This is a genomic window from Chroococcidiopsis sp. SAG 2025, from assembly GCF_032860985.1.
In the GTDB taxonomy this organism is placed as follows: Bacteria; Cyanobacteriota; Cyanobacteriia; order Cyanobacteriales; family Chroococcidiopsidaceae; genus Chroococcidiopsis.
Genome location: NZ_JAOCNC010000001.1, coordinates 6,641,520 through 6,664,113, shown reverse-complemented (window position 1 = coordinate 6,664,113; position 22,594 = coordinate 6,641,520). Strand labels below are relative to the sequence as shown.

The window sequence follows — 22,594 nt, the reverse complement described above, 5'->3', positions numbered from 1 at the left end:
CTTTTACCACCTCTGCTGTTAGCTGTCAAAATAGGGATAGGTTAACTAATCTACCAAACTCTTATTCGATCGCAGCGATCGCGATCGACAAAAACATCGATCGTATAACTCCTTTGCAAAACTCTTTACCTGCACTCAGCGGCAAAACTCCGCTCAATTGAGGCAAAATCGAACTAGCTACCGATCGACTTTCACCCACAGCAAAACAGATGAGCAGCAGGCAACGCAATATTGAGTCACGACCTGAGCCACAAGAGAGAGAACCAAGGCGTTTGCAGCTTGATGGCACTGAAAAAACCCCAGGCAGTAATCGGAATGGGTTTGGCGGGTATTTCTTTGGCAACACAGGCAATCTAGTTGAAACTAACCTTGTAGGACTCGTAAGGAAGAGTTTATCAGACAAAGTAGAGGGCGATCGGTGGCGATTGTCTGGAACTGCTGTTAGGAAGGCATTGACGCTGATCTCTGGTGTTTTATGCGTTTCGTTAAGTAGCTGTGCCACTATTACAGAGCCTTTCCGTCAATCCCAAGCTCAACAAACTCCCATAGCTCCATCCCCTGTCGTTCCTGCGCCAACAGGGGTTCCTCGCGCTGCTTTACCTAGTGTCAGCGACCCTAATTTTGTTGTCGCCGCCGTTCAGAAAGTTGGTCCGGCTGTGGTGAGAATCAATGCTTCTAGAACAGTGAGACGGCAGCTACCCGAAGCATTTGAAGATCCCTTATTTCGCCGCTTTTTTGGCGTACCCGAGGCTCAACCGCGAGAACGGATCGTGCGCGGAACTGGTTCTGGATTTATTATTAGTGCTAACGGTCAAATCTTGACTAACGCCCATGTGGTCAATGGAGCCGATCGCGTCAGTGTCACGCTTAAAGACGGTCGTACCCTAGAAGGAAAAGTTTTAGGCGAAGATCCGGTCACTGATATCGCCGTGATTCAAGTTCAGTCAAATAATTTACCCGTAGTAGAAATTGGCAATTCTGACGAACTACAACCAGGAGAATGGGTAATCGCGATCGGCAATCCCCTCGGTTTAGATAATACGGTGACAGCAGGAATTGTCAGTGCAACAGACCGTTCTGCGAGTGATATCGGCGTAACTGATAAGCGGATTGGCTTTATTCAAACCGATGCGGCAATCAATCCAGGTAACTCTGGCGGACCCCTGCTGAACTCCCGTGGTGAAGTTATCGGCATGAATACGGCAATCATTCAAGGTGCGCAAGGATTAGGCTTCTCCATTCCAATTAATGCCGTCCAGCGCATATCTAAGCAACTTATTGCTACAGGCAGCGTTCAGCACCCTTATTTGGGAGTGCAAATGGTGACGTTAACACCAGAAATTAGACAGCAACTAGAAGTAGAGTCGCAAGGACAAATTCAAATCCCTGCTGAGAGTGGCGTATTAGTAGTTAGAGTCGTGCCTAACTCTCCCGCAGCCGCAGCAGGGATCAGAAGTGGAGATGTCATTCAGTCAATTAACAATCAACCCGTATCGAAAACAGACCAAGTACAACAGATAGTCGAACAAAGTTCTGTAGGAACCCAAGTTTCCGTCCAAGTTCAACGCAATGGCAAAACCGCACAGCTATCTGTGAAGTTGGCTAATTTACCCGTACAACAAGAAGGATGAAGTCGTAAGTCGTAAGTCGTAAGTCACAACTCAACCCTACACCCCATTCTCCACTGATAACTGATAACTGATAACTGATAACAATGGAAATCATTCAACTTGGTAATCCGATTTTGCGAAGTCAAGCTGAGTTTGTGGAAAACATTGACGAGCCGCAAATTCAACAGCTTATAGACGATTTATTAATTACAGTAAAACAGACGAATGGTGTAGGGATTGCTGCACCGCAAGTTGGTGTTGGCGATCGCATTTTTATTGTTGCTTCCCGTCCCAATCCCCGCTATCCTCACGCTCCAGAAATGGAGCCGACACCGATGATTAATCCCAAAATCTCGGCTCGTTCTAGTGAGAGTGTAAAAGGATGGGAAGGTTGTCTGAGTATCCCTGGAATTCGCGGTTCCGTACCCCGAGATCGAGCGATCGAAGTTGAATATAGCGATCGCTACGGCAAGTTACACAAGCAAGAATTGAGCGATTTCGTTGCTAGAATCTTTCAACACGAACTCGACCATCTCGACGGCATTGTATTCCTCGATCGCCTCGAAACTAACTACGATCTTATTACAGAGCAGGAATATCAGAAATTAGTGAGTGGGTAATTGATAATTGGTAGTTGGTAGCTGGTGGTGTACGATCGCTGATAACTGGTCACTGGTCACTGGTCACTGATAAAAGGCGCGATCGCTGTCATCAACTCAGCTGTAGAAAATGGTTTACACAAATAACCATTGGCTCCCAAATCTGCTCCCATAGCCATAACTTCTGGAGTATTTTCAGCAGTCAAAAAAATAAATGGAATAGCAGCGGTGTTTGGGTCTTGTCGCAGCGATTTCAGAACTTCGTAACCACTCAGTCCTGGCATTCTCACATCGCATAATACCAAGTCAGGAATATTTTCTTTTGCAAGTTTTAATCCGGCGTAACCATTTTCAGCTGCGATCGCTGTCAAACCTCTCAGTGTGAGTACGTTGACAATACTATCGCGCAATAGTGCATCATCCTCAATCGCCAAAACCTTCGTCATTCTTACATGTTCTGAATTTGAGTGCAAGATAACAAAAGGACTGGTAGTAAATCCATAACCTTAAATTGCTTAAAGTTCAAATTTATTTGTTTAATATTTAGTAGCAGAAAGATTTTTAGGGCGATCGCTACTTCGAGCCAATGTTCATGGCGCGTTTGCTCTGCTCTATCTTTTGCCATAGACTTGCCACCTGTTCGTATGCTTTCTCTGAGGAAAGCTTTCCACCTGTATGTAAAGCAGAAATATAAGCAAGTTTCTGAGCAAATTCTTGCAAGTTAGCATTAAAAGCCAGATGTTCTGGCGTAAACTTGCCATGATACCTGCTTTGGGCGTAAATAAAACTATTTTTATTACTTAGCTCTGCTTTTGCCATACTACTCTGCCTATAAGAAAGAATTTATCTTAACCTATCCTTAAATTAACTCTAGTGACCTTCATCCATGAGAAAGATTTTCATCTTTCAATCTGTAGTTATGAATACATAAACCTTGGTATTCGCCAGTCATCTGCCTATTTTGGTTGTATTTCCCGATTGAGTTATCAAACTGAGCTTAGTCTAGGAAAATATATTATGACTCATATTTAACCATGACTTAACCTAAAGTTAACCAAATTTACATTGAGCGGTAAGGATAGCTGAGTAAATGTCAAGACTGCTCCAAAGTCTTTTATCCTGAGTTGTAATAGCCTCTCGAATAGGAGCGAACCATGAAGAAGTTGATTAACCAACCGGACAGCTTCGTACGGGAGAGTTTAGCAGGCATGGCAGCAGCTCATTCTAGCTTGTTAAAGGTGAATTTCGACCCTACATTTGTATACCGCGCCGACGCACCCGTGACAGGTAAGGTAGCAATTATTTCTGGTGGAGGTAGCGGTCACGAACCGATGCACGCTGGCTTTGTCGGTATGGGTATGTTAGATGCTGCGTGTCCTGGAGAGGTGTTTACTTCGCCTACACCTGACCAAATGCTAGCAGCGGCAAAACAGGTAGATGGCGGCGCTGGAGTGCTTTACATTGTCAAAAACTATAGTGGCGACGTAATGAACTTTGAAATGGCAACTGAGTTAGCCCGTGGTGAGGATATACGGGTGTTAAATGTATTGATAGACGATGATGTTGCCGTCCAAAATAGCCTTTATACCCAAGGCAGGCGAGGTGTAGGCACGACAGTACTAGCAGAGAAAATTTGCGGTGCGGCTGCGGCAGACGGATACAACTTGCCGCAAGTGGCAGATTTCTGTCGGCGGGTGAATCTAAACGGTCGCAGTATGGGTATGGCGTTAACGTCTTGTACCGTACCCACGAAAGGATCGCCTACTTTTAGTTTGGGCGATCGCGAAATGGAAATTGGGATTGGCATTCACGGCGAACCAGGTAGAGAAAGAATGCCGCTAAAATCGGTAGACGAGATTACAGAAATACTCGCCTTATCAATAATTAACGATTGCCCCTACAGTCGTACAGTCCGAGAATGGCATGAGACTCAAGAAGAATGGGTAGATGTAGAGTTAGTCAATTCTGAGTTTAAGTCGGGCGATCGCGTGTTAGCTTTTGTTAACGGTATGGGTGGTACGCCCTTATCAGAACTGTATATTGTGTATCGCAAATTAGCCGAAATTTGTCAAAAACAGGGATTGCAAATAGTGAGAAACTTAATTGGCAATTACATCACATCTTTAGAAATGCAAGGCTGTTCCATTACCTTGCTCAAAGTCGATGATGAGATGCTGCGGCTGTGGGATGCGCCTGTAAAAACAGCCAGTTTATGTTGGTAATCAGTTATCAGTTATCAGTGAAGAGTAGTTAGTGAATTGTCTGATACTTCTCGCCAATTGTCAAATAAGATGAACAAAAATCAAATATTGCAATGGTTGCATAATTTTGCTGCTGAGATTGAGCGAAATAAAGAATATTTAACAGAATTAGATGCAGCAATTGGTGATGCCGATCATGGGATCAATATGGATCGCGGCTTTAAGAAAGTAGCAAGTCAACTATCTAGTGTTGCCGACAAAGACATCAGTACAATTTTAAAAACTGTCAGCATGACCTTAATTTCTACTGTAGGTGGTGCAAGTGGTCCTCTTTACGGCACATTTTTTTTGAGAGCAAGTACAGCCGTAACAGGGAAAGCAGAACTCGCAACAGAAGATTTACTCAAGTTATTACAAGCAGGTTTAGAAGGTGTAGTTCAACGAGGTAAAGCGCACCTTGGTGACAAGACCATGATAGATGTTTTATTACCAGTTGTGGATAGTTTTCAACAATCTGTAGATAACAATAAAAATATTTTAGAAACGATACAGCAAGTAGTATTAGTAGCAGAACAAGCGATGAAAGAGACTATTCCTATGCTAGCGAAAAAAGGGAGAGCGAGTTATTTAGGCGATCGCAGTATCGGACACCAAGATCCAGGCGCAACTTCTACTTACTTAATGCTGAAGAGTTTGCTAGCAGTATTGGAAAGCTAAATTGATAGAGATATAAAGATGTACTAAATCTTCAGTTCTTGTATCTGTATCACATTATAAATATCGTTGTAATCCTTGTAAAAGCAAATAAAGTTATGCAAAATTGAAGAATTGTCTACTCTGTTGCTGATGTATACAAGTTGCTATCAGTATAAAGTAACTGCAAGAATAGAAGCTTTTAATACCCATGAGGCGATCGCATGGTTAGCATTGTTATTGTCTCTCACAGCAAAAAACTAGCCGAAGGCGTGCGGGAACTTGCGCGGCAAATGGTACAGGACAAAGTACCCATAGCCGTAGCAGCAGGAATTGACGATCCAGAAAATCCACTGGGTACAGATGCCATGCAAGTCTATGAAGCGATCGCCTCTGTCTATAGTGACGATGGCGTTCTCGTACTTATGGATCTCGGTAGTGCCTTACTTAGTGCGGAGATGGCAATAGAATTCTTGCCAGAAGAACAACAGGATAAAATTCATTTATGTGAAGCGCCTCTAGTAGAAGGTGCGATCGCCGCCTCTGTTGCAGCTACATCCAGTAACGATATCGATGTCGTTATTTCTGAAGCACGACAAGCACTCAAAGCAAAAGCAGCACAATTAGGTGTCATTAGTCATTCGTCATTTGTCATTGGTGAAGAAGATATAAACAGATCTTCCGACTCCCGACTCCCGACTCCCGACTCCCACCCAACAAAAGAAATCCACCTGACAATCCGTAACCCACAAGGACTACATGCACGTCCTGCGGCTCAATTTGTCACCACAGTAACTCAGTTTCAGGCTCAAATTCGCGTGCGAAATATCACCAGAAACACAGAATTTGTGAGAGCAGATAGTATCAATCAAGTCGCTACATTAGGAGTACGCCAAGGACACGAAATTGCGATCGCATCTGTTGGCGAAGATACAGATGTGGCACTGTTAGCACTACAAACACTTGTTGAAAATAATTTTGGTGAGACTCATCATACTTCATCTCCTCACCTCCATACTTCCTCTCATTTTACACAAGGCATTCCTGCTGTCCCAGGAATTGCGATCGCCCCAATTTTCCAACATCATTCACATCAAATAAAAGTTCACGAACTTTGTGTAGCTGATGTAGAGGCTGAATGGCAGCGTTTACAAATAGCGATCGCAACTGCTAAACAAGAAATTCAAAATATCAAAGATCGAATCCATATTCATGAGAATGAAGCAGCAATATTTGATGCACATCTTTTAATTTTGGCAGATCCAGCAATTATCGAACCCGTCCAAAAACGAATTTTTGAGCAACATCAAAATGCTGAATTTGCTTGGAATACCATTATTGATGAAATAGCCAATAGTTATCGCCATCTCAATGACGTTTATTTACAAGAACGAGCTAAAGATGTTATTGATGTAGGACAAAGAGTTTTACGATCGCTCCTTGGCGTTTCTACTGCTAATATAGAATTAAATCAGCCTAGTATTCTCGTTGCTCGCGATCTTTCTCCTTCTGATACAGTCCAATTAGATCGGACAAAAGTATTAGGAATTTGTACGTTACAAGGTAGCGCTACTTCTCACAGTGCAATTCTGGCACGCACGTTAGGAATTCCGGCTGTTGTCGGTGTCAACTCACAGATTTTAAATTTAGAATCTGGTACGCTATTAGCAATTGATGGTGAAAATGGCAATATTTGGATACAACCCGATTCTCAAACAATTGCTACCCTCGAAGCAAAAAGAGATGTGATAATTACCGCTAGACAGCAAGCACGAGCCAAAGCGCAAGCACCAGCGATCGCCCGTGACGGTAAGCGAATTCAAGTCTTTGCTAATATTAGTAGTATTGCCGATGCTCAAATTGCGATCGCTCAAGGTGCAGAGGGAGTCGGATTATTACGCACCGAATTATTGTATCTCGACAGAACTTCCTCACCTACAGAAGAAGAACAATTTGAAATTTATCGTGCGATCGCCCAAATTTTAGCAAACCGTTCCCTAATTATTCGTACTCTGGATGTAGGTGGCGACAAACCTCTTTCTTATCTGGGATTACAAGCAGAAACTAATCCTTTTTTAGGCTGGCGAGGTATTCGATTTTGCTTGAATCGTCCCGAGCTTTTCAAAACTCAGTTACGAGCAATATTACGAGCTAGCTCAGGGTATCAAATTAAAGTTATGTTTCCCACAATTGCAACTTTAGCAGAACTACAAGCAGCTAAAGCAATTTGGGCAGAAGCACAAACAGAATTATCCCAAGCTGGTATTCCCTTTGATAAAGATATTGAAATTGGCATCATGATAGAAATTCCATCTGCGGTTGCGATCGCAGATAAACTTGCCTCTGAAGTCAACTTTTTCAGCATTGGTACGAATGACTTAAGCCAATATATCATGGCAGCAGACCGCACAAATCCGAAAGTTGCTCCATTAGCTGACGCTTTTCATCCTGCTGTATTGCAAGCAGTTCAAAAAACTGTGCAAGCTGCGCACCATGCAGGAATTTGGATAGGATTGTGTGGCGAACTCGCAGCCGAACCCCTAGCCGTACCCATATTACTAGGCTTAGGTTTAGACGAATTAAGTCTTAATCCTCAATCTATTCCTCAGATTAAACAAATAATCAGTCAGTTAACAACACAAGAAGCAGAGGTGATCGCTCGTTCTGTTATGCAACTTGACTCAGCCACAGAAATAAAATCTTTTATCTCTAATTCTCCTCTTTTTAAAGGTATTTGAAAACAGCTAAATTTCTGTTTAGCCTGCGTTCGCGAAGCGTTCCCGAAGGGTAGGTAGGCTTTGTCTGTATAGCCTTAAACTTCTAGTCTAAAGGTAACTTTTTGACTTTTGACTTTTAGCTATTGACTTATTTAAAACCTAATTCCCACCTGTCCGTTAAATCCCCGTACGGAATTATAACCAACTCCTACAAACAGATTGTCCGCAGCATCAATTTGAACCCCACCAGACACGGCAAAATCCTCATCATCCGAATAATATCCTATCCCAATATAGGGATCGACAACAGGTAAATTAATAAACTTGAGTACGTCCACTCCCGTCGAATCACCCGGACCAAATCCTAATTCAACCCCCAAACCGATAATTCTCGCACCCACAGAAAAAGTCACATCACCATCATCTCCCCCCACTGAAATCCAAGGCTGCGGAACGAGTTGAGCTTTAGCCGCAGTTGGTGTAAAAACTGTAGATAAAGACACGAGCGCGATCGCAATTTGACTAATAACTGTTATCTTCATAATCTTCTCCTCACCACCTAACCAACTTAAAATAAATAGTAGGGTGGGCATTACCCACCTTATTTGAATCTGCTATTTACATCCTCTCCAACACGGGAATTCCTAATAAAGATAATCCCAACTTGAGAGTTCTAGCCGTTAAATTACACAGCACTAACCGCGACGTTCTCTGAGGTTCTTCCGCATTCAAGACTGGAACACCTCGATCGCGATCGTAAAATTGATTGAATTTTTGGCTCAATTGAAACAAATACTCGCACAATCGATTTGGTAATAAATCTGCTTCAATTGTTGAGATAACCTCATCTAACTGAAGTAAATGCTTTGCCAATACGAGTTCAGTTTCATGCTGCAATACAACCTTAACGTTGTCTCCTAATTGCTCGAAATCAATTCCTCCCTTACGGCTAATGCCTTGAATCCGTGCATAAGCATATAACATATAAGGAGCAGTATTACCTTGCAAAGCCAACATTTTATCATAGCTAAAAATGTAATTGCTATTGCGGTTTTGGCTCAAATCGGCATATTTTACTGCACTAATACCAATCACTTGAGCGACGTGGTTAATAAATTCCTCTGTCTCTTCTCTTCCTTCTTCTTTTAATCGAGATTCTAAATCTTTACGAGCATGTGCGATCGCTTCATCTAACAAATCTTTTAAGCGTACAGCTTCCCCCGAGCGAGTTTTCAATTTCGATCCATCTTCACCCAAAACCAAACCAAAAGGAGCGTGATAAAACTCTACTTCATCAGTAATCCAACCCGCTCGTTTTCCTACCTGAAAAATTTGAGCAAAATGATTAGTTTGCTCAGCACCCACTGGATAAATTACTCGTTGTGCTTTATCAACATTTACTCGATAGCGAATAGCAGCTAAATCCGTTGTAGCGTAATTATAACCTCCATCAGATTTTTGCACGATCAAGGGCAAAGGCTTACCTTCTTTATTTGTGAAACCTTCTAGAAAAACGCACTTCGCGCCTGCATCAATTTCTACAAGTCCTTTTGCTTCCAAATCTTCAATCGTTTCTGCTAATAAAGCATTATAAAAAGATTCTCCTCTTTCAATAAACGGAGCAATTCCCATCAAGTCATAAATAACTCGATATGCTTTACTAGACAGTTGACAAACAATCTTCCAAGCCAGAATAGTTTTTTCTTCTCCTGCTTGCAGTTGTACTACAGCCTGTCTCGCTGCTTCCTTAAACTCTTCATCAGTATCAAATAGCTTTTTAGCTTGACGATAGAACGAAGACAAATCCCCTAAGTCTAAATTCTCAGGAATCATCAAAGCTTCTGGAGTCATCAAAGCTTCTGGATATGCTATTTGCAAATAAGCAATCAGCATTCCAAAGGGAGTTCCCCAATCGCCTACATGACTCAGACGCACTACGTCATGTCCGATAAATTCTAAAATTCTAGAAATACAGTCTCCAATCACCGCCGGACGTAAATGTCCAACGTGCATTTCTTTAGCAATATTTGGGCTGGGATAATCTACAATAACTTTCTTGGGATGTTTAACAGGTGCAATTCCTAGCCGAGGGTCAGGATTAATTTTCTGTAGCTGTGCCTCTAAATAAGCAGGCTTTAATGTCAAATTAATAAAACCAGGACCAGCCACCGTTGGAGTTTCGCAGATATCGCTGACATCTAATTTTGATACAATTTGTTCTGCGATCGCCCGTGGAGGTTTTCCTACTTGTTTCGCTAGCGGTAGAGCTACATTTGCTTGATAATCTCCAAATTTAGGATTGCTAGCAGGTACTAAAATTGGATCGACTCCACCATATTCTGCACCCAACGCAGCAGCCAAAGCTTGCTCGAATCGAGGTTTGAGCTGTTCTAAAGTTTCTTTCATAAGAGTTATGTATAGTGTGTCAGCAAGGCGTAGGTGATTCGATCATTCTACCTAGCCGCAGACACTTCTAAATAGTTATGTATAGTGTGTCAGCAAGGTGTAGGCGATTCGATCGTTCTACCTAGCCGCAGACACTTCCAAGCTCAACATTCAATTTTCATACTCAAATCCAACCACTTCGCTTGAGTAATCGGCGCACTACTAGAAATATAATCTACGCCTGTTTCTGCTACCGAGCAAATAGTTTCCAAAGAAACGTTACCAGAAGCTTCAATTTTGATTTTGCTATTGTATTGCCGGATCGTCTCTACTGCTTGATGCATCATCTCTAGAGACATATTATCCAGCATAATGATATCTGCCCCATGCCGTATGGCTTCTGATACTTGTTCCAAAGACTCGGTTTCAACCTCTATGGTGAGAGGATATGGTATGCGCTGGCGGATTTGGGCGATCGCCTTACTAATTCCACCCGCTACCGCAATATGATTATCTTTAATCATCACTGCATCATCCAATCCCATTCGGTGATTAATTGCTCCTCCTAGTTGAGTTGCATACTTTTCCAGTACTCTCAGTCCTGGAGTTGTTTTGCGCGTATCGACTAATCGAGTCGGTAAATCTTCTATTCTCTCCACATACTGACGGGTAAGGCTAGCAATACCGCTCAACCTCATAGCCAAGTTAAGTGCAACTCTTTCTCCCATCAGCAATGCATTCAACGCTCCACTCATCTCAGCAATGACTTGTCCTGGCTGACATGATTCTCCCTCAGCCACATGATCGACAAATTTAACTCGCTCGTCTAAAAGCTGAAACACTCTAGCTGCAACGGGCAAACCTGCAACAACACCTGAAGCCTTGGCTACCCACTTGGCTTGTCCTATAGGTGGATTGTGAGCTAGCAAGCTTTGAGTCGTGCGATCGCCTCGTCCAATATCTTCAGCTAACCAATCACGCAGTTGAGGATCGAGTATTAACCAAGGCGGTAAAACAGCAAAATTACTCACGACTAATAAACTTCCTGGCTTGACTCCAGAATTACTCTAGCTCAAACCGTTGCGGCGAGAGGATTTGAGAAAAAGTCAAAAAATTTTGCCAAAAGGGTTGACACTTTTGGTGGAGATTAGATAGATTAGTAAAGCGCCGGAAGAGAGAGGGACGCGAAGCGACCTTCCAAAAGGCGACCGAACCTAGAAAAGAGTATAGTTTGAAAGCGCCAATAGCACAAGAGAGTTGGTGTCGAATTAGAAGAAACATATGTTGAGTTAAGGAAAAAAAACGGAGAGTTTGATCCTGGCTCAGGATGAACGCTGGCGGTATGCTTAACACATGCAAGTCGAACGGGAAGTTTTCGGACTTCTAGTGGCGGACGGGAGAAACGCGTGAGAATCTGCCTTTTGGACGGGGACAACTGCTGGAAACGGCAGCTAAGACCGGATGTGCCGCAAGGTGAAATATTGTATAGCCAAAAGAGGAGCTCGCGACCGATTAGCTAGTTGGTGGGGTAAGAGCCTACCAAGGCTGCGATCGGTAGCCGGTTTGAGAGGACGACCGGCCACACTGGGACTGAGACACGGCCCAGACTCCTACGGGAGGCAGCAGTGGGGAATTTTCCGCAATGGGCGAAAGCCTGACGGAGCAATACCGCGTGAGGGGAGGAAGGCTCTTGGGTCGTAAACCTCTTTTCTCAGGGAAGAATCAATGACGGTACCTGAGGAATCAGCATCGGCTAACTCCGTGCCCAGCAGCCGCGGTAATACGGAGGAGGATGCAAGCGTTATCCGGAATGATTGGGCGTAAAGCGTCCGCAGGTGGCACATCAAGTCTGCTGTCAAAGCCCCCAGCTTAACTGGGAAGAGGCGGTGGAAACTGGTGAGCTAGAGAGCAATAGGGGTAGAGGGAATTCCCGGTGTAGCGGTGAAATGCGTAGAGATCGGGAAGAACACCAGTGGCGAAAGCGCTCTACTAGGTTGCAACTGACACTGAGGGACGAAAGCTAGGGGAGCGAATGGGATTAGATACCCCAGTAGTCCTAGCCGTAAACGATGGATACTAGGCGTTTCTCGTATCGACCCGAGGAGTGCCGGAGCCAACGCGTTAAGTATCCCGCCTGGGGAGTACGCACGCAAGTGTGAAACTCAAAGGAATTGACGGGGCCCGCACAAGCGGTGGAGTATGGTTTAATTCGATGCAACGCGAAGAACCTTACCAGGGCTTGACATGTCTGGAACCGTGGGGAACTCATGGGTGCCGAAAGGAGCCAGAACACAGGTGGTGCATGGCTGTCGTCAGCTCGTGTCGTGAGATGTTGGGTTAAGTCCCGCAACGAGCGCAACCCTCGTGTTTAGTTGCCATCATTCAGTTGGGCACTCTAGACAGACTGCCGGTGACAAACCGGAGGAAGGTGGGGATGACGTCAAGTCAGCATGCCCCTTACGTCCTGGGCGACACACGTACTACAATGCTACGGACAACGGGAAGCCAACCAGCGATGGGGAGCAAAGCCCAGCAAACCGTAGCTCAGTTCAGATCGCAGGCTGCAACTCGCCCTGCGTGAAGGCGGAATCGCTAGTAATCGCCGGTCAGCCATACGGCGGTGAATACGTTCCCGGCCTTGTACACACCGCCCGTCACACCATGGAAGTTGGCCACGCCCGAAGTCATTACTCTAACCACTTGTGGAGGAGGATGCCGAGCAGGGCTGATGACTGGGGTGAAGTCGTAACAAGGTAGCCGTACCGGAAGGTGTGGCTGGATCACCTCCTTTACAGGGAGACCAACTTCAGTAACCAGTAACCAGCGACCAGCGACCAGTAAGATGCGTCACGGTACTGCCGGACAAGAGCTGGAAACTGAGGATATCCCGAGGTCGGACGACACCGACAAAACAGCTCGAGTGAAGCAACGCTTTCAAACTAAACTGGTTCGGTAAGAGTGTTACCACCAGTAGGGGCTATTCAGGTGGTTAGAGCGCACCCCTGATAAGGGTGAGGTCCCTGGTTCGAGTCCAGGATGGCCCACCTCAACAGAACTCAGAATTGAGAGTGCACAAGTCGAAAGTAGCACAGACAACTTGTGGCAAGATGAACGGAAGATGATAGACTAGTCAAGTTGGGCAAAATTCAGCACTGTCTGCTGGGCGGACAACTGCTGGGTAGATTCCAGCGAGCACCTTGAAAACTGCCTTGAAAACTGCATAGAGACAAGAGATAAAGTCAGGTAGAAAACCAAGTATTTGCGAAATTACTGGTCAAGCGAAACACAGCTGACGGTGGATACCTAGACACGCAGAGGCGAAGAAGGACGTGGCGACCGACGAAAAGCTTCGGGGAGCTGGCAGCAAGCAATGAGCCGAAGATATCCGAATGGGGGCAACCCCAATGTACAGCCTGTTGAATCCATAGACAGGTATGAGCCAACCCAGCCAACTGAAACATCTTAGTAGCTGGAGGAAAAGAAATCAAACGAGATTCTCCCAGTAGTGGTGAGCGAAAGGAGAAGAGCCTAAACCAGAGTACTTGGTATTCTGGGGTAGTGGGACAGCGACATGGAAGCACGAGGCTAGACGAAGCGATTGACAAATCGCACCAAAGAGGGTGATAGTCCCGTAGTCGAAAGTTGAAGTGATACTAGCTGAATCCCGAGTAGCTAGGGACACGGGAAATCCCTAGTGAATCAGCCGAGACCACTCGGTAAGGCTAAATACTACTGCGTGAGCGATAGAGCAACAGTACCGCGAGGGAAAGGTGAAAAGAACCCCGATAAGGGGAGTGAAATAGAACATGAAACCGTCAGTTGACAAGCAGTGGAAGGATGATTCAACGTCCGACCGCGTGCCTGTTGAAGAATGAGCCGGCGAGTTATAGTCACTGGTATGGCTGATAGCCACAGCGAAAGCGAGTCTGAAGTGGGCGAATTTATCAGTGTATATAGACCCGAACCTGGGTGATCTAACCATGGCCAGGATGAAGCTTGGGTAACACCAAGTGGAGGTCCGCACCGACCGATGTTGAAAAATCGGCGGATGAGCTGTGGTTAGGGGTGAAATGCCAATCGAACCCAGAGCTAGCTGGTTCTCCCCGAAATGTGTTGAGGCGCAGCGGTAAGTAATAATTGCTGGGGGTAAAGCACTGTTTCGGTGCGGGCGGCCTCAAGCTGTACCAAATCGAGACAAACTCAGAATACCAGCAACAATCTTACTAGTGAGACGGTGGGGGATAAGCTTCATCGTCAAGAGGGAAACAGCCCAGACCGCCAGCTAAGGTCCCCAAATCAAAGTTAAGTGGCAAAGGAGGTGGGAGTGCACAGACAACCAGGAGGTTTGCCTAGAAGCAGCCATCCTTGAAAGAGTGCGTAATAGCTCACTGGTCAAGCGCTCCTGCGCCGAAAATGAACGGGACTAAACTTTGTACCGAAGCTGCGGACTTGCGATACAAGTGGTAGGGGAGCGTTCTGCGATAGGGTGAAGCACTAGCGGCAAGCAGGTGTGGACGAAGCAGAAGTGAGAATGTCGGCTTGAGTAGCGCAAATATTGGTGAGAATCCAATACCCCGAAACCCTAAGGGTTCCTCCACAAGGCTCGTCCGTGGAGGGTTAGTCAGGACCTAAGGCGAGGCCGAACGGCGTAGTCGATGGACAACGGGCGAACAATCCCGTACTGAAGATTAGTTGTGCAGAGGGACGGAGAAGGCACGCACCAGCCGAATGTTGGTTATCGGCGCAATTAACCGAGGCGATGAGAAGCGGCGAAAACGCTTCGAGCTGGGGTTAAGAGACCGAGGGTCTACGGACCCGAAGTGGTAGCAGGTCAAGCTTCCAAGAAAAGCTCTAAACACGTTAACTAATCGACACCTGTACCCAAAACCGACACAGGTAGGGAGGTAGAGAATACTAAGGGGCGCGAGATAACTCTCTCTAAGGAACTCGGCAACATGGCCCCGTAACTTCGGAAGAAGGGGTGCCCAAGAAATTGGGTCGCAGTGAAGAGATCCAGGCGACTGTTTACCAAAACACAGGTCTCCGCAAAGTCAATAGACGAAGTATGGGGGCTGACGCCTGCCCAGTGCCGGAAGGTTAAGGAAGTCGGTCAGGGACTCGTTCCTAAAGCTGGCGACCGAAGCCCCGGTGAACGGCGGCCGTAACTATAACGGTCCTAAGGTAGCGAAATTCCTTGTCGGGTAAGTTCCGACCCGCACGAAAGGCGTAACGATCTGGATGGTGTCTCAGAGAGAGACTCGGCGAAATAGGAATGTTGAAGATACGGACTACCTGCACCTGGACAGAAAGACCCTATGAAGCTTTACTGTAGCCTGGAATGGTGTTCGGGCTTTGCTTGCGCAGAATAGGTGGGAGGCGTGGAATTACTCCTTGTGGGGAGTAAGGAGCCGCAATGTGAGATACCACTCTGGCGAGGCTAGAATTCTAACCCACGACCGTAACTCCGGTCGGGGAACAGTTTCAGGTGGGCAGTTTGACTGGGGCGGTCGCCTCCTAAGTGTAACGGAGGCGCGCAAAGGTTCCCTCAGGCTGGTTGGAAATCAGCCGCAGAGTGTAAAGGCAAAGGGAGCTTGACTGCAAGAGTGACAACTCGCGCAGGGTGGAAACACGGCCTTAGTGATCCGACGGTAGTGAGTGGAAGCGCCGTCGCTCAACGGATAAAAGTTACTCTAGGGATAACAGGCTGATCTCCCCAAGAGTCCACATCGACGGGGAGGTTTGGCACCTCGATGTCGGCTCATCGCAACCTGGGGCGGAAGTACGTCCCAAGGGTTGGGCTGTTCGCCCATTAAAGCGGTACGTGAGCTGGGTTCAGAACGTCGTGAGACAGTTCGGTCCATATCCGGTGCAGGCGTTAGAGTATTGCGAGGAGCCTTCCTTAGTACGAGAGGACCGGGAAGGACGAACCGCTGGTGTACCAGTTATCGTGCCAACGGTAAACGCTGGGTAGCCAAGTTCGGAGCGGATAACCGCTGAAAGCATCTAAGTGGGAAGCCCACCTCCAGATGAGTACTCTCATGAAGTCAATTCAGTAAGGTCACCCACAGAACATGGGTTGATAGGTCAGTGGTGGAAGTGCAGTAATGCATGCAGCCGACTGATACTAATAACCGAGGGCTTGACCACCGCAATGAGGAATTTCTCCCACGACTTAATTCTCTTGTCTATGCAGTCTTCAGGGTGATGCCGTAGTGATACAGCCATCAGTCATCCAGTAGAAACACTGGTCACTGGTCACTGGTCACTGGTCACTGATAAGTTTCCTGGGCGCATGGCGTTGTGGACCCACTCTGAATCCATCCCGAACTCAGGTGTGAAACGCGACTGCGGCGACGATACTCTGGGGGTTGCCCCACGGGACAATAGCTCCGCGCCAGGTCGATTTTTCGATCAAAGCCCCTCTAGGAAAATAGGGGCTTTTGCTATTTATCTATAGATATTTTTTATAACTACTTATATTTTAGAGAGCGCATCAAAACTATACCAATAATCAATCCAATCCCATGCATCCAATAGCCAAGACTGAAAGAATTTACACTGCTATGAATGCTTAAGTTGCCAATACTATAGAATAACTGTTGAATAAACCACCAATACAAATAAAAGGATGCTGGTATTTCCAGGGGAATAAATATAATTAGTAAGGGTAATATAGTGTCGATTTTAGTTCTAGGAAACTTGTAGAGATAAGCTCCTAAAATTCCCACGATCGCACCATTCGAGCCAATTAAAGGTAAATTGAGTGTAGGCTCAACTAAAATCTGCAATCCAAAGGTTAAAACGCCACATAGTAAATAAAAATATAAAAACTTGAGATGTCCTAATAAGTTCTCTAAAGTTTTGCCAAATACTAATAAAAATAGTGAATTACCGATTAAATGGCTGAAACTACTATGCAAAAATAGTCCTTGAACTAGGGACAACTGAAGTAAAAGCCAAGCTATCCAAGCAGCAGGATTCAAGGTAGTAAAAGCTGCTGTCGTGACATAAAATATTTTTGTTGGAGTCACTCCCCAACTATTAATGATATGGCTTAGTTCTCCTTTAACATCGAGTTTCCATTCCCAGATAAATAAAACAATATTTATACCTATTATTAAATAGACAACAACTGGTTGCCTACCGCTAGGAATGCGATTGCTAATTGGAATCATAGGAGTTGGAGAAAAACTCATTCTTTTGTCAGACATCGATTGGGCAGACAGAGGGCAGAATAGACGTAAATACTAGAATAGAAAAAAGTTATCGTCAGCACACATTGCCGAAGCAGAGAAACACGCACTGCGCTCACAGCAACATGAAGAAATGACAGAAAAGTTAGGTAAATTTGTTCGAGCTGAAGAGAATGAGAGCGCTCGCGCAGCTCGATCGAAGAGTATGATTTATTTGAGATTGTTTCTTTCTCGTTTTTAACCTATAGTCCCATCACCACGCGATAGCGAACCTCAATTTCTGTCACAGTTTTAGATTGGCGCTGGCTACTCCATTGGCTGCGATGAAATAGTTTTTGTCGTAATTCGTCAACATCAATAGTTCTTAACTTCCCACTACTCACAATTTGCTTGCCATTCACCCAAGCACTATCGACAACCTGAGTTGGACGACCTAATATTAGTAAACCAATTGGATCGGTACGAGGTAGGAGCGATAAATTAGTCAAATTATAAACTACTAGATCGGCTTTTTTTCCTACTGTTAAGGTTCCTATTGTATCTGAAACATTTAGTCCTTTCGCCCCGCCGCAAGATGCCATTTCTACTGCTTGACGGGGTGTAATCCAGTGACGATAATCTGGGTCGGTAACGGTGTGTAGAATTGAACCAATTTTGATTGCTTCTAACAAATCTTGCGAATCGTTACTTGCAGAACCATCGCAACCAAAACTCACGTTTATTCCTGCTTGACGATATTTTAAAATAGGGGCGATCCCGCTACCTAAACGTAGGTTACTTAAGGGATTGTGAACTACAGTTGATTTCGTTTCGGCAAGGATAGCAATGTCGTCGTCATCCAACCATACACAATGGGCTAAAGAGGTGCGATCGCTCAAATAGCCAATTTGTTTTAAATGTTCTACGGCACTGCAACCGTACTTCTCTAGTGCTAATTTTTGCTGGGCTTTGGTTTCGAGTAGGTGAGAGTGACGACAGAGATTGTAGCGATCGCTCAATTCAATACACCCTGTAAATAAAGCATCAGAACATAGTTGAATTCCTGTAGGGGCGACGAGTAGATTAATTCCTTCCTCTGGGCGGTGGAATTGAGTCACAACGTCCTCCATCATTGCTAATATCTCATTTGTAGAACGAAAGAAAGCTTCTTTTTCTACTTCCTTCCCTCCAGTTGGTATTCCCGCACTCAAAGCTTCATCTTGAATTAGGGGCGCAACGAAAGCCCGGATGCCAATTTCGCGATACGCCCTCACCGCCGCTGCTACAGTTTCAATTTCCTTTCCTGGGATCGAAACTAAGTGATCGACAACGCTAGTCCCTCCTGAAAGCAGGGTTTCTACCGCCGTACCCAAAGCACTGAGATAGACTTGTTCGGGATCGAGGGGGGCAAAATCGTACAGTTCGGCAAGCCACAACTCTAAAGGAACGGGAGAAATCATCCCCCGTTGCCACATTTCAGAAGAATGCGTGTGAGCGTTAAACAAACCAGGTAGGAGTAACTTATTTTTACCATCGATCGCCATGCCGTTTACAGGTAATTGGGGAGCAATAGCAGCAATGCGATCGTTTTCTATCTGTACGTCTACTGTTGTGTAACCGTCTTCAACCGGAATTAAGGCTTGTTGAATCGTATAACTCACAAACTTATCCTTAAATATCAACAAATATAAAATCTTGTTATTTAGTGTGACATCAATTCTGTAAAAAAGATTTCTACTCAGGGTACAAAGTCACTGAATAATAAACTTGCGTGTATGGGCGCATGTGCGCCTTTACTCTGGTGAGGGCGGGTTTATCGGGATGATGTGCCCAACTACAGGAATTATGCAGAAAACCCGCCCCTACAACCCACTACGCTCTAATTCCATGAATCAATTAACAACTCTAGGAATACCTCCTAACGCCTGGGCAGTCAATGAAGCGATCGCAGATATCACTCGTCCGCCTCTAGACACAAAAATTATTACCCTACCAACTCAAACCAAAACTCTACGCCTCGACTTGGCAAAGTCTGCCATTCTAGTCATAGATATGCAAAATGATTTCTGTCATCCCGATGGCTGGCTGGCGCATATTGGCGTGGATGTTACTCCTGCCCGCAACCCGATTTCACCGCTAAAATCTTTACTGCCAGTTTTGCGGCAAATAGATGTCCCTGTCCTCTGGATCAACTGGGGCAATCGTGCCGATTTAGTTAATATTAGTGCTGGTTCGCGCCACGTTTACAACCCCACAGGTACGGGAGTCGGGTTAGGCGATCCTCTCCCTACCAACAGTGCTAAGGTACTAACGGCTGGAAGTTGGGCGGCGGCGGTGGTAGATGAGTTAGAACAACTTCCCCAAGATATCCGCGTCGATAAGTACCGCATGAGTGGTTTTTGGGATACTCCCTTAGATAGTATTTTGCGTAATTTGGGCAGAACGACGCTATTTTTTGCAGGCGTAAATGTCGATCAATGCGTCATGGCAACATTACAAGATGCTAATTTTTTAGGCTACGACTGCATGTTAGTCGAAGACTGTACTGCTACCACATCCCCAGAGTATTGCTGGCTGGCAACTTTATACAACGTTAAGCAATGCTTTGGTTTTGTCACCGATTCCCAAGCTATCGTGGAAGCAATTAAAGATACAGTGACCAGTGACCAGTGACCAGTTATCGGTTACCTCTCGCCTCTTGCCTATTACCAACTACCAATTACCACGTATGAATACAAATCGTTGTGTAATTCCCGTTGTTAAGTCTCCCCAAGATTACCAAGCCTTTCGGATTAGCCCTCAAGATACCAACAGATTGGCGCTTGTCTTTGACACGGCAACTGCTAACAAGTCACTGACGATGTGTGTAGAAATTTTTGATGTGGATGGCAAGACTCCTCCTAATCGACACCGACGGGCAGTAGAAATGTTTTTTATCCTCAAAGGCGAAGGACGAGCAATGTGTGATGGGAAAACGGTTTCTATCCAAGCCGGAGATAGCATTTTAGTCCCTGCTACGGGAACTCATATCATAGAAAATACTGGTTCGACTCGGTTGTATGCCCTGTGTATCATGGTTCCAAACGAAGATTTTGCCGAACTGATCCGTAGCGGTACGCCTGTAGAACTGGATGAGGAGGATATTTCCGTATTGCGTCGCTTACCTGCACCAGTTTTATGTTAGCAGTGCGCCCGAAAAAAACTGTTTCGATGCTGACGCGCAATCGCATGCGGTTGGATGCAGATGTCTACTATCCTGATGCTGAGGGTGAATTTCCCGTATTATTAATGCGTCAACCCTATGGTAGGGCGATCGCTTCTACTGTAGTCTACGCCCATCCAACTTGGTATGCTGCCCGTGGATATATTGTCGTAATTCAAGACGTGCGAGGGCGAGGTACATCAGAGGGAGAATTTAAGCTATTCGTCCATGAAATTGAAGATGGTGAAGATACGGTAAATTGGGCGGCGAATTTACCTGGTAGTAATGGCAAAGTTGGGATGTACGGTTTTTCTTATCAGGGAATGACGCAGTTGTATGCTGCTGCTGCCAAGCCTCCTGCTTTAAAAACGATTTGCCCTGCGATGGTTGCCTATAACCTTTACAGCGACTGGGTATACGAGGGTGGGGCGTTTTGCTTGCAAACGAATTTGGGCTGGGCAATTCAACTCGCTGCCGAATCCGCCAGGATACAGGGTGATGTTGCGGCACATTACACTCTCTACGCTGCCGCTCAAGATATATCTGTCTACGATCGCGTCCCCAGTTTAAATGAGTGTTTGCGTAAATTCGCGCCTAATGCCTTTTATCACGAGTGGTTGGAACATTCTCAAGAGGATGACTACTGGCAGGAAATTTCGCCTCAGCGCTATTTGCAACATGTAGATCTACCGATGTTTCATATTGGCGGCTGGTTTGATACATACCTGCGCGGGACGCTGCGTTTGTACAAAGATATGGCAGAACGGAGTCAATATCGTCAGCAGTTGCTTGTGGGACCTTGGGCGCATTTACCTTGGTCGCGCAAAGTCGGTACAGTTGATTACGGGCTGGAAGCTGTCAGTCCTGTAGATGAGATGCAAATCCGTTGGTTCGATCGGTTTGTAAAGGGTTTGAATATGGGCTTAGAAGCAGAGTTACCAATCCGTTGGTTTGAGATGGGAGCTAATATGTGGCGCACTTTTCCCATAATAACTAAATCAAACCAAAAATCGTATTTTTTGTCAAGCACTGGATTGGCAAGTATTCGGGAAGACTCAGGAATGCTAAGCGAATCTTGTCCCAAATCCTATCATTCAGATGTTTTCGTTCACGACCCTTGGCGACCCGTGCCAGCGTTGGGGGGTCATGCAGTCGTACCCGCAGGATCGTTTGAGCGATCGCAAATTGATTGTCGTACTGACGTTTTGACTTATACTACCGCGCCCTTAGCGGCAGATTTGCATTTGGCGGGGGAAGTGATGGCAGAGATTTGGTGCAGTGCCGATACGCCCAGTCATGACTTGTGTGCGGTGGTTTCTGAGGTATACCCAAATGGGAGTGTCTATAACCTGACTCAGGGTTACATTCACGTTCCGTCAGGGCAAGATCGACCTTTAAAAATGTCTCTGCAAGCGACGTGTGTGTGTATTAGAAAGGGGAATGCTTTGCGGCTGAGTTTAAGTGCGGCTTGTTTTCCGGCTTATCCGATGAACCCTGGTACGGGTTCGCCTCTCGGTAGCACGCGGTTGATGGATGCTCAAGTTGTGACTTTGAGGGTTGAGTGTGGTGGCGATCGTGCTTCAAGGTTGTTGTTGCCAGTGGTAGAGTGAAATGTCACGCCAAGACGCAAAGACGCAAAGCGGCTTCTCGTAGAGTAGACGCAAAGTAAGGGCGCAAAAGGTATTTTGGTTGTGATGCGAGGTTATTAAAACCAAAGTCGTGTTTTTTGCATTTCTATTGTTACTTCTGGTTTAATATGCGTACTCCCAAGGTAGCGGGTTGGGGGAGAGATGGGGTAATTTTTTGCATTGGTTGATAGCCACGATACTGCTACTAAACAGATGTGGACAATTGAGTAAGTCATGATGAGTTCCATGTTTATCCAAATTTATTGCTGTAGGGGCGGGTTTCACCCGAAATGCCTGTAGGCAAATAGATAATCTAGGTAAACCCGCCCGTACTTTGATACGAGCGATTTTTCCCCGATTTCTCATGCCATCAGAAAGCAATTGCCG

General features: G+C 45.5%; 15 protein-coding genes, 1 tRNA gene and 3 rRNA genes. 12 read left to right on the top strand and 7 right to left on the bottom strand.

From position 1 onward, the window contains the following. Positions 1-209: 209 nt before the first annotated feature. Positions 210-1,631, top strand: a complete 1,422-nt coding sequence (locus N4J56_RS32435) for an HhoA/HhoB/HtrA family serine endopeptidase (RefSeq protein ID WP_317110545.1) — start codon at positions 210-212, stop codon at positions 1,629-1,631. Positions 1,632-1,714: 83 nt separating this feature from the next. Beyond that, entirely contained in the window at positions 1,715-2,230 is a 516-nt protein-coding gene (gene def / locus N4J56_RS32430; protein WP_317110543.1) for a peptide deformylase, read from the top strand. A gap of 56 nt (positions 2,231-2,286) precedes the next feature. On the opposite strand, the gene N4J56_RS32425 is transcribed toward def, so the two are convergent. Beyond that, positions 2,287-2,655 (bottom strand): response regulator, encoded by a 369-nt coding sequence (locus N4J56_RS32425; protein WP_317110542.1) that lies wholly within the window; start codon positions 2,653-2,655, stop codon positions 2,287-2,289. Positions 2,656-2,782: 127 nt separating this feature from the next. Then, positions 2,783-3,028, bottom strand: a complete 246-nt coding sequence (locus tag N4J56_RS32420) for a hypothetical protein (protein WP_015157499.1) — start codon at positions 3,026-3,028, stop codon at positions 2,783-2,785. 335 nt (positions 3,029-3,363) lie between these two features. Between N4J56_RS32420 and dhaK the strand changes: the two genes are divergently transcribed. The 3 genes from dhaK to ptsP all read left to right on the top strand — a co-directional run bounded on the left by dhaK (position 3,364) and on the right by ptsP (position 7,841). Then, entirely contained in the window at positions 3,364-4,431 is a 1,068-nt protein-coding gene (gene dhaK / locus N4J56_RS32415; RefSeq protein ID WP_317110541.1) for a dihydroxyacetone kinase subunit DhaK, read from the top strand. Between the two features lie 69 nt (positions 4,432-4,500). Then, positions 4,501-5,127, top strand: a complete 627-nt coding sequence (dhaL, locus tag N4J56_RS32410) for a dihydroxyacetone kinase subunit DhaL (protein WP_317110540.1) — start codon at positions 4,501-4,503, stop codon at positions 5,125-5,127. Positions 5,128-5,327: 200 nt separating this feature from the next. Beyond that, the gene (gene ptsP / locus N4J56_RS32405; protein ID WP_317110539.1) at positions 5,328-7,841 is read left to right on the top strand and encodes a phosphoenolpyruvate--protein phosphotransferase; all 2,514 of its coding nucleotides are present in this window, start codon (positions 5,328-5,330) and stop codon (positions 7,839-7,841) included. A gap of 131 nt (positions 7,842-7,972) precedes the next feature. Here ptsP and N4J56_RS32400 read toward each other — a convergent pair whose 3' ends face one another. The 3 genes from N4J56_RS32400 to nadC all read right to left on the bottom strand — a co-directional run bounded on the left by N4J56_RS32400 (position 7,973) and on the right by nadC (position 11,236). Beyond that, positions 7,973-8,362, bottom strand: a complete 390-nt coding sequence (locus N4J56_RS32400; RefSeq protein WP_317110538.1) for a hypothetical protein — start codon at positions 8,360-8,362, stop codon at positions 7,973-7,975. A gap of 76 nt (positions 8,363-8,438) precedes the next feature. Continuing rightward, the gene (gene argS, locus N4J56_RS32395; RefSeq protein ID WP_317110536.1) at positions 8,439-10,226 is read right to left on the bottom strand and encodes an arginine--tRNA ligase; all 1,788 of its coding nucleotides are present in this window, start codon (positions 10,224-10,226) and stop codon (positions 8,439-8,441) included. Positions 10,227-10,369: 143 nt separating this feature from the next. Beyond that, on the bottom strand, positions 10,370-11,236 hold the full coding sequence (gene nadC / locus N4J56_RS32390) for a carboxylating nicotinate-nucleotide diphosphorylase (protein WP_317110535.1): 867 nt from the start codon (positions 11,234-11,236) through the stop codon (positions 10,370-10,372). A 268-nt stretch (positions 11,237-11,504) separates the two neighbouring features. Here nadC and N4J56_RS32385 point away from each other — a divergent pair. From N4J56_RS32385 to rrf, 4 genes are all read left to right on the top strand, one after another. After that, positions 11,505-12,996: ribosomal RNA gene (locus tag N4J56_RS32385) — 16S ribosomal RNA — on the top strand. Between the two features lie 183 nt (positions 12,997-13,179). Beyond that, positions 13,180-13,249 (top strand) — tRNA-OTHER (locus N4J56_RS32380). 228 nt (positions 13,250-13,477) lie between these two features. Further along, positions 13,478-16,352 (top strand): 23S ribosomal RNA (locus N4J56_RS32375). A gap of 136 nt (positions 16,353-16,488) precedes the next feature. After that, positions 16,489-16,605 (top strand): 5S ribosomal RNA (gene rrf, locus N4J56_RS32370). The 16S, 23S and 5S rRNA genes sit together here with 1 tRNA gene alongside, the layout of an rRNA operon. Positions 16,606-16,675: 70 nt before the next feature. On the opposite strand, the gene N4J56_RS32365 is transcribed toward rrf, so the two are convergent. Together N4J56_RS32365 and N4J56_RS32360 are read right to left on the bottom strand one after the other, a co-directional pair. Continuing rightward, positions 16,676-17,380 carry a rhomboid family intramembrane serine protease gene (locus N4J56_RS32365; protein ID WP_410500669.1) on the bottom strand — a complete coding sequence of 235 codons (705 nt, stop codon included), beginning with the start codon at positions 17,378-17,380 and terminating at the stop codon, positions 16,676-16,678. A 260-nt stretch (positions 17,381-17,640) separates the two neighbouring features. Next, on the bottom strand, positions 17,641-19,038 hold the full coding sequence (locus N4J56_RS32360; RefSeq protein ID WP_317110533.1) for an amidohydrolase: 1,398 nt from the start codon (positions 19,036-19,038) through the stop codon (positions 17,641-17,643). A gap of 226 nt (positions 19,039-19,264) precedes the next feature. On the opposite strand from N4J56_RS32360, the gene N4J56_RS32355 reads away from it, so the two are divergent. Genes N4J56_RS32355 through N4J56_RS32345 form a run of 3 tightly spaced genes read left to right on the top strand, consistent with a single transcriptional unit; the run spans position 19,265 to position 22,189 of the window. Then, a complete protein-coding gene (locus N4J56_RS32355) occupies positions 19,265-20,050 on the top strand; it encodes a cysteine hydrolase family protein (protein ID WP_410500668.1) in 786 nt (261 codons plus the stop codon). A 55-nt stretch (positions 20,051-20,105) separates the two neighbouring features. Continuing rightward, positions 20,106-20,561 carry a cupin domain-containing protein gene (locus N4J56_RS32350; RefSeq protein WP_039713097.1) on the top strand — a complete coding sequence of 152 codons (456 nt, stop codon included), beginning with the start codon at positions 20,106-20,108 and terminating at the stop codon, positions 20,559-20,561. Next, positions 20,555-22,189 (top strand): CocE/NonD family hydrolase, encoded by a 1,635-nt coding sequence (locus tag N4J56_RS32345; protein ID WP_317110531.1) that lies wholly within the window; start codon positions 20,555-20,557, stop codon positions 22,187-22,189. The genes N4J56_RS32350 and N4J56_RS32345 overlap by 7 nt, the downstream gene beginning before the upstream one ends. Positions 22,190-22,594: the final 405 nt, after the last annotated feature.

Bases quoted from the DNA above. Each gene is read 5' to 3' on its own strand.
- N4J56_RS32435 (WP_317110545.1), top strand. From the start codon at position 210: ATGAGCAGCAGGCAACGCAATATTGAGTCACGACCTGAGCCACAAGAG.
- def (WP_317110543.1), top strand. From the start codon at position 1,715: ATGGAAATCATTCAACTTGGTAATCCGATTTTGCGAAGTCAAGCTGAG.
- N4J56_RS32425 (WP_317110542.1), bottom strand. From the start codon at position 2,655: ATGACGAAGGTTTTGGCGATTGAGGATGATGCACTATTGCGCGATAGT.
- N4J56_RS32420 (WP_015157499.1), bottom strand. From the start codon at position 3,028: ATGGCAAAAGCAGAGCTAAGTAATAAAAATAGTTTTATTTACGCCCAA.
- dhaK (WP_317110541.1), top strand. From the start codon at position 3,364: ATGAAGAAGTTGATTAACCAACCGGACAGCTTCGTACGGGAGAGTTTA.
- dhaL (WP_317110540.1), top strand. From the start codon at position 4,501: ATGAACAAAAATCAAATATTGCAATGGTTGCATAATTTTGCTGCTGAG.
- ptsP (WP_317110539.1), top strand. From the start codon at position 5,328: ATGGTTAGCATTGTTATTGTCTCTCACAGCAAAAAACTAGCCGAAGGC.
- N4J56_RS32400 (WP_317110538.1), bottom strand. From the start codon at position 8,362: ATGAAGATAACAGTTATTAGTCAAATTGCGATCGCGCTCGTGTCTTTA.
- argS (WP_317110536.1), bottom strand. From the start codon at position 10,226: ATGAAAGAAACTTTAGAACAGCTCAAACCTCGATTCGAGCAAGCTTTG.
- N4J56_RS32365 (WP_410500669.1), bottom strand. From the start codon at position 17,380: ATGATTCCAATTAGCAATCGCATTCCTAGCGGTAGGCAACCAGTTGTT.
- N4J56_RS32355 (WP_410500668.1), top strand. From the start codon at position 19,265: ATGAATCAATTAACAACTCTAGGAATACCTCCTAACGCCTGGGCAGTC.
- N4J56_RS32350 (WP_039713097.1), top strand. From the start codon at position 20,106: ATGAATACAAATCGTTGTGTAATTCCCGTTGTTAAGTCTCCCCAAGAT.
- N4J56_RS32345 (WP_317110531.1), top strand. From the start codon at position 20,555: ATGTTAGCAGTGCGCCCGAAAAAAACTGTTTCGATGCTGACGCGCAAT.